The following is a 12,074-nucleotide window of genomic DNA, read 5'->3' on the forward strand; positions in this document are numbered from 1 at the left end:
TTATTTCTTTTTTATAAAATAAAAAGCAGTAATCGCTAGATATATAACTAGTGTTATGCTGGTGATGATTATTTTGGTTGTCATAATAACACCAACCAAAATGGCTAATAGGAAAATAATCGCGATAAGTGTCGTGATTGGAAATTTTCTTTTTTCCGTACTATGCTGTTTTATCCTTGATTTAAAATGAGCAGAAGCAATGATTAACCAAATGAAAAGAACAGTATATCCTAATGAACCCATTAAGTAATTAAATGTATTTTCCCCTGCAATAATAGAAATAAGTACACCGATATAAAGGGAAGAAGTACATAGTAAAATGGCATACGTTGGTACTTTTCTTATCGATAGTTTGCTGAATATCTTTGCAATGCTGCCATCTATTGCTTGTGTGTAAATAACGCGAGACGATGCATACAAACCTGAATTCATGGATGAAATAAGTGCTAATAAGATAACACCATTCATGATGTCAGCAGCGTAAGGAATGCCTAATAAATGAAAGACCGTAACAAATGGGCTTTCTGCTGCCTTATTTACTTGATTCCAAGGAATAAGGCTGACAATGATAAAAAATGGCAGTAGATAGAAAGTAACGATGCGTGTTAATGTACCGCGGGCAGCTTTCGGTATGACCTTTTCAGGGTTTTTCGTTTCTCCTAATGTCACGCCAATTAATTCTGTTCCACCATAAGAATAAATAACCACTAACATAGCTGTAACTAAACCGCCTATTCCATTAGGGAAGAAACCACCATGTTTGGTTAAATTAGATACACCAACTGCTTCATGGCTGCCGGTAGTAACAAACATTAAAAATAAACCTGCAATAATAAAAATAATAATGACACTGATTTTAAGAAGAGCTAGCCAATACTCTGTTTCTGCAAATATTTTTACAGATAATAAATTTACTACTGTAACAGCAACGGAAATAATTAAAGCCAATGCCCAAATAGGGTACTGTGGAAACCAGTATTGTAAAAAGATAGCAGCAACGATCGCTTCTGCAGCAATGTTTAATACCCACATTTTCCAATAAATCCAGTCTAAGAAATAAGCTGGGTACGATCCAATAGCAGGTTTGATCAGATCATGAAATGTTCTTGCTTGTCTATTTTTAATTGTCATATCAGAGATGCCCTGCATAATAAATAGCAAGATGAGGCCACCTAAGAGATAGGCAATTAATACAGCAGGACCAGCCATATCGACTGCTACACTGCTCCCTTTAAATAATCCTGCTCCGATTGCGCCGCCCAATGCCATCATCATAATATGTCGTGTTGTCATGGTACGGTTTAATGATTTGTTTTGTTCTGTACTCATTTTTTTCTCCTTCCAAATAAGAAAAGCGCAGGCGCCTTGCTCAGCCCCGAAGAAAAATGTTCATTTGACTCGAAAAGTGCTTTTTACTTTTAGATGCAAAGGGGTATTTTTCACAGGGGATAGGCGCCGGAGCTAGACATTCATCTAACTTCAGATATAAATTCTGATATTAAAATAAAAAAACACCGTCTCTTATCTTATATATAAATATATAAGATAAGAGACGATGAGATTTGACTTACCGCGGTACCACTCTTATTAATTCTAACGTATTAGAATTCAGCTTTGCTAGTACATGTAATTGTACTAAAACCTAGTAACGAAGGTTAATCGTTAAAGTAGTAAAAGATAAACAAAGCCTTTTATTTATCTTTTACTACTTTACCGCTCCTGAACAAGTTCAAAGTGTCATTGGACTGCGTTTCACCATCCCGCAGCTCTCTAAACCTAATGAATCAATCTTTTACTACTCCCACTCAACGCGTATCAATTATAATATTAAAATAATATTTTATTTATTGAGCCTTGTCAAGGTCACAGTTAACAAAAGGGTAAGGAAGTCTCTAACAAGAGAACAATCTTACCCTTAAGCTGCTTTAGCATCTATTTTTTTAAAGGTTGTTTTCCAAAATTTTGTTGTTTATAGTTGCGAAGAGACATGGTGGAATTGGCAGAACCAAGGGTAACGGTTGGAAAGCAACCATTCCAGATGGGAAAAAACATAGCTATACTGTCAGAGCAATGAATAAAGGTTCAGGTGGTAGAAGTAAGGCATACTATAAAGTTAGCCATACTAAATGGGGATCCTTTGATAGATATGGTAACATGATTAATGATAAAAGACGCACCCATGTAAATCAATCTAGAAAATCGTATAAGCAAATTAAACACATTCTTAGAGGAAGGAGATAAAATATTGGAACAGCGCGTTTTAAATGACTTTTGGGGTTGTGTATTAAGCGAGATACAATTTGATGTGTTAAATCACAAAATAACTTTAAAGCTAAAGGATGATAATATAATTAATGAAATTATATTTAAAGGAGTAGCAGCTTTTTTCTTCTTAAATGAAGAAGGAGAAAATCGTTTTTCATTTGGTGAATATGGAGGGTATTTAGAGTTAACCGAAATTAGTTATTTACCTAAAGGCATTGGAAAATTAGCTCTTGTGGATGTTAAAGAAGATAAAGAATGGGCACAAAACCAATATGCTAATGCTAATTTTTATATTTTAATTTGGAATTCCTCTCTATTTATTGAAGCAACAACAATAATAATAAATAATATTAAATATGACCTAAAAAAAATTAATACTAATTTCTCAGATGAGAATATGGGAAATACGGTTTCTAGCTTTAAAAAGTTTATAGAAAAATTTAATAAATAAAAAAAGGGCTGTCCGATAAGCTCCTAAAAAGTAAAAACAGCTAAAGAAAATTGATCCATTTTTCTTTTGTAGTTTTTTCATGAAAGTACCGAGGCGAATGCCTGCTACTTTCAGTAGATTGTGTGCTAATGCCACAGGAGGATATATAAATGGGTAAAACAGTTACTTTTTCAGTTGGTACAAAATATAAAGATTCAATGGAAACAGAAACATTCACTTTTGAGAAATTAGGTATTGACGAGGCTATGGATGATACAAAAGTAAAGAAAGTAATAGACGAGATTTTTCAAGCTTGGGTTTGGGATAAACTTAATGTTTCTTATAGTATAGTTATAGTGGAGAAAAACGCACAGAGTACAGATGATATTCAGTAACAAAAGAGAAAGTACTTATTTGATTAACGGGTGCCCATTACTTGAACAAGGCATCAAAAAATGATCATACCTTTGTAAACCAATATTTACATTGAATACATGTAAATAATGTGAGAATCATTGATATTCCAATAGTTCTCACATCGAAGTTAAGATAAACGCGGATTTACAACGCTTAGGAAATTACAATATCAAAAAGCCAAATTTCTCAGTATTAAAATTGAGAAATTTGGCTTTTTCGTTAATACAGAAAAGCGCTCGATTGCGGAATATGGCAAACCAAAACCTACTATTTCTGGACAAGCCAACGCGGTGATGTGACAAGCATTGTAGATAACACAGGAGTAGAAGTAGGTTCCTATACTTATGATGCATTCGGGAATGTCTTAAGTGAAGGTGGAACGATTGAGAAAGAGAATTCGATTCGGTATGCTAGTTATTATTATGACCAAGAAACGAAACATTATTTTTAAAAAGCTAGGTACTATGATCCAGCGAATGGTGATTTCCTAGCGTTAGACCCGCGAATAATTTTAAGAAGATGTCCTTAAATGCTCGTTATTCATATCACAAATACCAAGCAAATGGATGGAAAAGGTTGCCTGGATATGCCGAAGTGGGAAAATATAAGAACGGGTCAAAACTTTACCTTCCTAGAATAAGAAAAAATTATAGAAAATATGATGCTGCCGCATATAGTAAGGGGAAAAAAGGTAAAGAGCGTTATGTAGTACACCAAGGAAGATTTGATAAGAAGAGAATCTACTATTCGTCAACTAATTATAATTCATGGAAACGTATAAAGTGAGGTGGAATGAATGAAGTGGGTTGAGCTTACTGACCGAGAAGAAATAAAACTTTGGAAGAGTATCAATAAAAAATTAGGAGTAAATTATAAATATCGTGAATTTCATATTACTAACCCTACTATTCGGTGTCAAAAATATAAAATGATTCTTCCCCAAAATTTTGAAGCAATAGATAATTTTATAGAAGAGTATGAATCTATTATAAAACGTTTATTTTTACAGTTGACAGCACCAGACGAAAATATTTATGCATTAGAATTAAATAGCTCATGCTATCAATTGAACATGTATTCTAGTAACACATATGAAGGGGAAGAAGAATGGGTCGTACCTGTATATCTTGATGGAGAATTTTATATTTTCATTTCTAGTGAGATGGATTGGGGGATTGTTATTCATCCTGAGGAGCAATTTTTTGCATTTTTTGGTTCTCGTTTGATTGAGCAACTAGAACCTCTAGGATTAGTTCCTACCTATCTACAATTAATCAACGAGGAAATTAAATAATTCCCTTTCTTTTACCAAAACAAATAAGTTGCTCACAGGGATCCCCTTCTATGGTTTGATTTTTTTCGAAAAACAAATTTATAATCATTTCACATGAAAAATTGGAGAAGAAGTACTCAGCAGACTGAATACACGTAGACTCCTGTGGGAATTCGAGAAAGACGAGATTTAAGCAGAGCGAATGCGACGAGGAGGCTCGACGCTCGCCCACCGGAAAGCTAAGTGTATTCAGTCTGCGGGTTAAATAACAACAATCTATACGAAAACAGTCTTTTCTAAATATTATTTGTCAATTCTCCAAACGCCTCTTTGAGATATAAATTAAATTGGTCTAAGGTATTTGTTATATCGTAATGACGACTTTTAATACTTCCGCCTTTTGCAGTTATTTCATCAATCTTCACACGTTTAAAATTATAAACATCTTCTTTCCAAACATTTATTTGTGTAAGCTCTAAATCTAAGATTAACGATCCGTGTCCAACTACTGTGAATTCTAGACGATTGGAATCGAAACTAATGAAAATATGATCTGTTGCTCTTGCTATTTCTGATAATTCTTCTTCCAAATTTTTTATTATTTGCTTAAAATCTAAAAAAGCATTCTTGATTGCAGATTCATCTCTATAGATATTTTTTAAATTTAATACTAAATTACGAGAAGCCGACATATATATCCCCCTTTTTCTATGACTAATCCAATAAAAGGATAAATTTACTTCTGCTCTTATAAAACGGTTGATCATTCTCCCGTTTTACACTGTTCGCTTTATCTTTTTTCTTCACTATTTTCATTATGATTAAAAACAAGCAATCCAGCTCTTGTTAATTCATCCATATGAATTTCAGATAACTCTTCTAACAAACCCATTCCATATGCGGTCAATCTTATAAAAATACTGCGTTTGTCCTCCGGGTTTGGGAAACGGCTTACTAAATTCAGGTCCTCACACCGTCTGATAAGTTCCACACATGCATGAGACGTGATTTGCAAGCGCTCTGCAAGTTCTTTTGGCGTTGCGTACTCACGATCGGGAAATCCCATTATTGATAGCATAAGCTGATGATGCTGAGGGGTAAGCCCCTTTGCCCTTGCTGCATCCTCGCTGAATCGAATAAATTTGCGAATTCGATATCGAAAGAAAGCAAGTTGCTCATAAACCTCTTTAGGTAAGTTTTCCTTTTTCATGTCCAGTTCCTTTCGAATAACTAAATATTCCTAACTTCTAAATATCCTGCACTTTTTTATGTTAACTTATCTAACATTATATAATAATTTAAGTCGTAATACGATATATATTTTTTGCAAATTTAATAATATTTTGAACTCAAGTCCTGACCCCGGTATGATATACTTTTTTGAATGTTAATCAAACGTTTGTTTAAGAAATGGTCAATCCCGTTACTGGATAACGGAACAATCCGTTATATAAAGGGCCAACCATAACAAAAAATAAGGGAGAAAGTTATAATAAAACTTATTGTAACAATTTTCTGGATAAAAATGGAGAGGTTAATAGGTGTTTAGGAATATTCATAGAATGATAGCAGTACTTAGTAGTTTTTAAAATAGGCTATGTTAAAGCTCATTGTTGATTTTGGCACGATGTTGATTGGAGTGGAAGGCGTGAGACTCCTGCGGGAAAAGCGAGTCAGAGGGAGACCCCACAGGTGCACAGCGCCGAGGAGGCTCCCGGACCGCCCGCGGAAAGCGAACGCCTGGAACGGAAATCAACAGGCAAGTTTAACAGAGCCTTAAAATAAAGGAGATATAAAGCGATGACAGAAATCACATTTTTAGCTTCATCCAAACCATTTAAAATGCCTGATGAAATCGAAGAATACAATAATCGAACAGTATTTGAACGTGAGGAAGATTTTATATTCTTTACTGTTCATAAAATGGACGATTATTGGAAGAGAGAGGTGGAAGGTCTGTTTTCTTTTCCTTATATTTACGAGGTAAATGGAGTGGGGAACCGCTTATTTCTTACATATATTGAAAAGTATATGGAAATAGGAGATGTGTTTGAAATTTACAGTGTACCGAATCAACACGCATTCGAATATTACATGGAAACAATGCTAGCCAAACCAGAACCAATTGAAGTAAATGTGGGGAGTTATACGTACCGAGATATTTACGGTACATACCAATTAAATGCTAAAAAGTGGTTGGAGGAATTAAGCCATCGTAGGTATATTACGCATCATGGTATCACCACATTTGTAAAATATTGAAGGTAGGATAATAAATGGGTGCAATCTAAAGGGACGCCCTGAATTTTGTCGATGTTTGATAGGGTGTATGGGTAGTTGTTAGCAAATCATTATCGATCTTAATAAAATAAGCCTACTTTTTCTATAGAACTTGTTTATAGCATTCCATTTTTTGCATAAAAAAGCCTTTATATACAAGTTTTGTCTAAAACCTTGTATATAAAGGCTCAGAAATTAATAAAAATAATTTTTAACTTCCACAATGCTTTCCGTTAATATAATAAGATGACTCCGAGAATACAGTAAATACAACCTCTACTTCTGTAAGCCCAAAGTCCATTATGTATGTTGTAATCGCCTGAGCAAATTGATCACGAATTTCTTGTCCTCTTTCGAACCATTTAACCTCTATAAGAGGAAAAGCCTCTATTTCTTTCTCATCAAATACAAAAGTAGAATGTTGTAATTCCAACGTGAAGTTATCCGTACCGCATTCACAAATCGCTGCGAGTTCTTCTACTAATGGTCTACTAATATTTTTTAATTGTTGGGTAGTAATTCCACGAAACATAATATGTGGCAAGTTCATTCCTCCATTTTCTTCCTTTTAGTTTTCGTAAATTAATAAATTGTGCCTCATTTGACAGTTCTATTGTATGTTTTTTCGTATAGCAAAACAAACACTTTTAACGCACTGGGGGTCAGGGGGTCAGACCCAATGTCATCAATCTAAACTTCAAAAAACAGGAAAATAAGCAACTAAATAGGAAGTAAGGGTTTCCGTTCTGTTCTCCGAGGCTTACCGCTCGCTTTCCACGGGGCGAGCGCCGAGCCTCCTCGTCGCTTTGCTCCTGTGGGGTCTCGTCTGTCTCGCTAATCCCGTAGGAGTCGAGCGGACACCTCTCCAAACAAATGAGGTATTTCTTTTTAAAAAAGGGTATCCCATAATAGGATCATAAAAAATCAAATAATGAAAAAAATCAAGTATCTTTATGCTTGAATTCTAACTATTTCATGACATTTTTACAGTTTGCAATTTATGGAATATTAAGTTGATGACATTGGGGTTAGACCCTAAATTTATCGATTACTTATGCCCTATTGACATCATATATGACATATTTGAAAATAACCCGTATATAGCAGCTATTTGTTAAACATCATCAGACTAGAAGGTAGGAATAAAACGTGGGAAGAATAGAAAGAAGGCAGCAGCGAAATTCATCCAAGAGGATTTGGAGCAAGTTGAACTCAAAAAGTATGAAGATGAGGATTTTAGTGGCAGGTTCAGCCCTGGCTTTATGTTGTTTTCTCATACTTAATATATTAATTTGGACAAGTGATGTCAGTAAACTAGAAGATCCGGCTCCACAGCCAACTATTATTTATGATCAAAATGGTGCTGTGGCTAGTAAGATTGCTGTTTCTAATATAGAGGGAGTTAGTATAAAACAGATTCCAAAAGACATGATTCACGCTGTTATCGCAACAGAAGATCAGCGGTTTTACAAGCACGGAGGAATTAATTATATTGCAATTGCTCGGGCATTTACTCAAAACATAATAAGCAGTGATATTGTCGCAGGTGGAAGTACTATTACCCAGCAGTTGGCAAAAAATGCTTTCTTAACACAAGAACGTACGTATACACGAAAGTTTAAAGAACTTATTTTAACGAAAAAAATAGAACAAAGCTATTCTAAAGATGAAATTATGGAGCGGTATTTAAATCAGATTTATTTTGGCGAAGGAGCGTGGGGTATACAGCGTGCTGCACAAACGTATTTTGGCAAGGATGTGAGCGAATTAACGTTAGGTGAGTCGGCAATGCTCACAGGGTTGATTAAAGCACCTTCCATTCTGTCTCCATTTAAAGATATGGATAGATCAGTTGAACGGAGAGATCTTGTATTATCCTTAATGAAAAAGGAAGGCTATATCAGTCAAAATGATATGGAAAAGGCAAAGGAACAGTCTATTGTCTTAGAGGGAAAAAAGATAGATGACTATAGAGGCAAATACCCTTATTATGTAGACCATATTATAGAGGAAGCGATAAAAAAATATGGTCTTACAGAAAATGAGGTTCTTTCAGGTGGACTTCATATTTTTACAGAATTAAATCCTACCATACAAAATGTAGTGGAACAGGTGTATAAGGATGATGAGATGTTTCCTAAAGGCCAATCAGACCAGTTGATTCAAAGTGGGGCAATTTTCATGAACCCTGCAACAGGCGGAATCAATGCGCTTGTTGGAGGGAGAGGGGAACATAGTTTCCGAGGATTTAATCGTGCCACTCAACTAAAACGACAACCTGGGTCTACGATGAAACCGTTGGCAGTATATACTCCTGCTTTAGAACAAGGATACGAAATTTTTGATAGGCTGCAAGATTCACCTATTGATATTAACGGTTATCAACCAATGAACTATGATAGACAATTTCGTGGAGAAGTTACAATGTATGATGCTTTAATCCACTCCTATAACGTCCCGCCAGTATGGTTATTGCAGAGAATGGGATTAAATTACGGTACGAATGCAGTGGAGCGTTTCGGTATTCAATTAAAGGAAGAGGATTATACTCCAGGTTTAGCACTTGGTGGTTTGAGCGAAGGAGTATCGCCGTTATTAATGGCTCAAGCGTATTCTACATTCCCTAATAAAGGTGTAAGGGTAGAAGCACACGCTATTCAAAAAATGGAAGATGCAGATGGAGAGGTCATTGGAAAATGGCATAGTAATGCTACTAGAGTAACGGATCCTTCAGTCGCCCAGAAAATAACCTATATGCTTAAAGGTGTTGTGGAAGAAGGTACAGGGATGAACGCTCAAGTAAATGGCTTGGAAGTAGCCGGTAAAACAGGTTCAACAGAGCTTCCTTTTGCTAATGAAGCAGGATCAAAGGATCATTGGTTTGTCGGATATACTCCACAAATTGTTGGGGCAGTTTGGATGGGATATGATAAAACAGATGAAAATAATTATTTAGTGGGATCCAGCGGCTCTACTGTCACGAAAGTTTTTAAAGAAATTCTCACTAAGTCAATTACGGAATTATCCCAAAAAGAATTTGATTTATCGTCGCTAGAAAAACAGGTTAGAAACGAGTATAAGGAAGAGGAGAAAAAGAGGAAGGTAGAGGAAGAAGAAACCCAGCGTCAAGATCAAGAAGAAGATAAGAGTCAAAAAGAAGAAAAGAAAAAGAGAGAAGAAGATAAAAAGAGAGAGAAAGAAGATAAGAAAAAACAGAAGGAAGATAAAAAGATAGAGAAAGAAGATTAATTTGCTTGAACTGTATGGTGTATTCGATTACGTGGATAACGGGCTTGAATTAGATATTACTGCTAAACTTTCAAAAGGTAAGACAATCAACGGAGATATTACTACGCTATTAATGTCTCCTGGCAAAAAACTTGAATTTGTTTATGAAAACTTTGCTATGGAAAACTCTATCACCTTTACAGGTAAAAACTAAACAGCCCCTTCTTAGTATACTCAAGATTTTGGTACAGTGACGCCTCGAGATTGCCGAAGGATGTTCATCTGGAATTATAATTGTAATAAAGAGCTATTCTAGAATGAATGGAGACAAAAAGCACTCTCAAAGGGAATTACAACTTATAAAACCTTTAAAACGCCTAAGTGCCCCTACAAAAATACAATTGTTTTTTTGTGGCGCCTGACTCCAAAATCAAAATCAGACAGACATTGTCTTCTTTTGCAGGGCATCAGAATGGGCACTGTAGGCGATAATTTTACTTTTATATTGTTTAACGATATCTTAAGACAGTCTATTCCGTCACAAAAGCTCTTTAATTTGCCTCGTTAGCTCGTTAAAGCGCTTATCTAATTCTGCATAATCCTTGTCATTTGGCGTCATAAAGCTAAGCTTTCCTAACACTTCTTGTCTTTCTGTTTCCAGCTTTAAGCGTAATTCATCCTGGTTATCTCTTTTTAAGGATGCTTCGTTAGCCTGTTTTTGGATGCTATTGTTTGAAATAACGAGTTTGCTGCTTGTTGTTTTTTCGAGAAAATAGCGATCGTGGGAAACAACGATTAGTGTTCCGTTATATTGTGCTAACGTATCTTCCAATTGTTCACGTGACGGCAAGTCAAGGTGATTGGTCGGTTCGTCTAAAATGAGTACCTCTTTTTCTTCTAATATATACTCCATTAATTTACATTTTACTCGCTCGCCCATGCTCATATTTTGAATGGGTTGTGTCCAATGGGTTGCTGTAAATCCTAAATGCTTCATTAAAGTCTGGACTTTGCCTCGCGCCTCGAATGTTTCTTGATAAAAAAGCTGTTCAGGCTTTTGCTCAAGTGGCAGATCAAATACTTCTTGCGTTAAGTAGCCAACGTTTGCAGATGGTGACATCCAAACATCGCCTTCCGCTGTTTCCTGACCAACGATGATTTTTAATAGTGTCGTCTTGCCGCTGCCATTTGGCCCGATGATGGCAGCCTTCTCCCCGTGTTGAATCGTAAAATGGACATTTTTAAACAGTGTTCGTCCGTTAAAAGATTTTGCTAATTTTTTCACTTCTAAAAACCGTTTTCCTACTTTGTTTTTCGCTGTAATCGAAAATTGTACCGTATATTCTGACTCTACACGGTCCACCTTTGCTTTTTCCAGCTCTTTTTCCAGTCGCTTTTGTTTGGATTTTACTTGTGCATCCATACGCTTTGCTTTGACGCGGTAGTATTCTTTAACTCCTTCCTTTTTCGTCGATTGGGCATGGGCTTTTTTTGACCAGGAAGTAAGCTCCTTCATTTGGTTTTCGATCCGCTCCACCATTTTTTGCTGTTTTTCATATTCTCGCTGCTGAGAAAGTCGTTTCTGCTTGCGAACCTCCATATAACTAGAATAATTTCCTTTGTGTTCGATCAGCTTTTTATCTTCAATCGACCATATTTTCGTTGCAGCCATATCTAAAAAATAACGATCGTGGGAAACAAAAATAATCGTTCCTTGATAATTTTTCATATGTTGATGAAGGAGTTCGATGCTTTGCTCATCAAGATGATTGGTCGGTTCATCTAATAGTAAAAGGTCTGACTCTTGTGAAAAGCCTTTTGCAAGTCGTGCCTTCAGCTTTTCTCCACCGCTTAATTGTGAAAAATGATTCGTTGGGACATGCCATTTCTCCAATAATTGTGCTTCTAAAGGAGTCTTATTTTCGGAAGAATAAGATTCCGTTTCTTGTTCTACCATCACAACTTTTAAGTCTTGCTGCAGCGATTGTATTTGTCCTTGTGTGGGCTCTAAGTCCTTACTTATTAATTGCAGCAATGTCGATTTTCCAGCACCATTTTTGCCAATAACACCGATGATATCCCCTTGCTGAACACGAGCATTTACCTCTTCAAAAACACTATAGTCCATTATGTCATAGCTAATATTAGATAATTTTAAAAGTTCTTTCATATAAACAATCC

The 12,074-nt window shown here is 35.7% G+C and carries 12 protein-coding genes and 1 other annotated feature; of the genes, 7 read left to right on the forward strand and 5 right to left on the reverse strand.

The features are described 5' to 3' along the window. Positions 1-1,329: an amino acid permease gene (locus ACTYA4_RS02235; RefSeq protein ID WP_443482656.1), complete on the reverse strand. Its 1,329-nt coding sequence runs from the start codon at positions 1,327-1,329 to the stop codon at positions 1-3. 216 nt (positions 1,330-1,545) lie between these two features. Next, positions 1,546-1,818: a binding site (T-box leader), on the reverse strand. 427 nt (positions 1,819-2,245) lie between these two features. Here ACTYA4_RS02235 and ACTYA4_RS02240 point away from each other — a divergent pair. The 4 genes from ACTYA4_RS02240 (at position 2,246) to ACTYA4_RS02255 (ending at position 4,406) form a co-directional block, all read left to right on the forward strand. After that, a complete protein-coding gene (locus tag ACTYA4_RS02240) occupies positions 2,246-2,716 on the forward strand; it encodes a YxiG family protein (protein ID WP_443482657.1) in 471 nt (156 codons plus the stop codon). A 149-nt stretch (positions 2,717-2,865) separates the two neighbouring features. Next, the gene (locus ACTYA4_RS02245) at positions 2,866-3,090 is read left to right on the forward strand and encodes a hypothetical protein (RefSeq protein ID WP_443482658.1); all 225 of its coding nucleotides are present in this window, start codon (positions 2,866-2,868) and stop codon (positions 3,088-3,090) included. A gap of 317 nt (positions 3,091-3,407) precedes the next feature. Then, positions 3,408-3,563 (forward strand): RHS repeat-associated core domain-containing protein, encoded by a 156-nt coding sequence (locus tag ACTYA4_RS02250; RefSeq protein ID WP_443482659.1) that lies wholly within the window; start codon positions 3,408-3,410, stop codon positions 3,561-3,563. 345 nt (positions 3,564-3,908) lie between these two features. Further along, entirely contained in the window at positions 3,909-4,406 is a 498-nt protein-coding gene (locus tag ACTYA4_RS02255) for a DUF2716 domain-containing protein (RefSeq protein ID WP_443482660.1), read from the forward strand. A 275-nt stretch (positions 4,407-4,681) separates the two neighbouring features. Here ACTYA4_RS02255 and ACTYA4_RS02260 read toward each other — a convergent pair whose 3' ends face one another. Further along, entirely contained in the window at positions 4,682-5,077 is a 396-nt protein-coding gene (locus ACTYA4_RS02260) for a hypothetical protein (protein ID WP_443482661.1), read from the reverse strand. A 98-nt stretch (positions 5,078-5,175) separates the two neighbouring features. Next, on the reverse strand, positions 5,176-5,595 hold the full coding sequence (locus ACTYA4_RS02265; RefSeq protein ID WP_443482662.1) for a MarR family winged helix-turn-helix transcriptional regulator: 420 nt from the start codon (positions 5,593-5,595) through the stop codon (positions 5,176-5,178). 590 nt (positions 5,596-6,185) lie between these two features. Here ACTYA4_RS02265 and ACTYA4_RS02270 point away from each other — a divergent pair. Then, a complete protein-coding gene (locus tag ACTYA4_RS02270) occupies positions 6,186-6,647 on the forward strand; it encodes a hypothetical protein (protein WP_443483693.1) in 462 nt (153 codons plus the stop codon). A 229-nt stretch (positions 6,648-6,876) separates the two neighbouring features. Here ACTYA4_RS02270 and ACTYA4_RS02275 read toward each other — a convergent pair whose 3' ends face one another. Beyond that, complete coding sequence (locus ACTYA4_RS02275) at positions 6,877-7,209, reverse strand: DUF1904 family protein (RefSeq protein WP_443483692.1); 333 nt, start codon at positions 7,207-7,209, stop codon at positions 6,877-6,879. Between the two features lie 677 nt (positions 7,210-7,886). Between ACTYA4_RS02275 and ACTYA4_RS02280 the strand changes: the two genes are divergently transcribed. Beyond that, positions 7,887-9,914, forward strand: coding sequence for a transglycosylase domain-containing protein (locus ACTYA4_RS02280; RefSeq protein WP_443482138.1), 2,028 nt, complete (start codon positions 7,887-7,889; stop codon positions 9,912-9,914). 31 nt (positions 9,915-9,945) lie between these two features. After that, positions 9,946-10,107 carry a hypothetical protein gene (locus ACTYA4_RS02285; protein WP_443482017.1) on the forward strand — a complete coding sequence of 54 codons (162 nt, stop codon included), beginning with the start codon at positions 9,946-9,948 and terminating at the stop codon, positions 10,105-10,107. Positions 10,108-10,431: 324 nt separating this feature from the next. Here ACTYA4_RS02285 and abc-f read toward each other — a convergent pair whose 3' ends face one another. Next, the gene (gene abc-f / locus ACTYA4_RS02295) at positions 10,432-12,063 is read right to left on the reverse strand and encodes a ribosomal protection-like ABC-F family protein (RefSeq protein WP_445505455.1); all 1,632 of its coding nucleotides are present in this window, start codon (positions 12,061-12,063) and stop codon (positions 10,432-10,434) included. Between the last annotated feature and the right edge of the window lie 11 nt (positions 12,064-12,074).

Source organism: Niallia yueguangensis (genome assembly GCF_052663115.1).

Excerpts from the sequence above, each read along its gene's own strand:
- ACTYA4_RS02235 (WP_443482656.1), bottom strand. The coding sequence starts at position 1,329 with ATGAGTACAGAACAAAACAAATCATTAAACCGTACCATGACAACACGA.
- ACTYA4_RS02245 (WP_443482658.1), top strand. The coding sequence starts at position 2,866 with ATGGGTAAAACAGTTACTTTTTCAGTTGGTACAAAATATAAAGATTCA.
- ACTYA4_RS02255 (WP_443482660.1), top strand. The coding sequence starts at position 3,909 with ATGAAGTGGGTTGAGCTTACTGACCGAGAAGAAATAAAACTTTGGAAG.
- ACTYA4_RS02260 (WP_443482661.1), bottom strand. The coding sequence starts at position 5,077 with ATGTCGGCTTCTCGTAATTTAGTATTAAATTTAAAAAATATCTATAGA.
- ACTYA4_RS02265 (WP_443482662.1), bottom strand. The coding sequence starts at position 5,595 with ATGAAAAAGGAAAACTTACCTAAAGAGGTTTATGAGCAACTTGCTTTC.
- ACTYA4_RS02270 (WP_443483693.1), top strand. The coding sequence starts at position 6,186 with ATGACAGAAATCACATTTTTAGCTTCATCCAAACCATTTAAAATGCCT.
- ACTYA4_RS02280 (WP_443482138.1), top strand. The coding sequence starts at position 7,887 with ATGAAGATGAGGATTTTAGTGGCAGGTTCAGCCCTGGCTTTATGTTGT.
- abc-f (WP_445505455.1), bottom strand. The coding sequence starts at position 12,063 with ATGAAAGAACTTTTAAAATTATCTAATATTAGCTATGACATAATGGAC.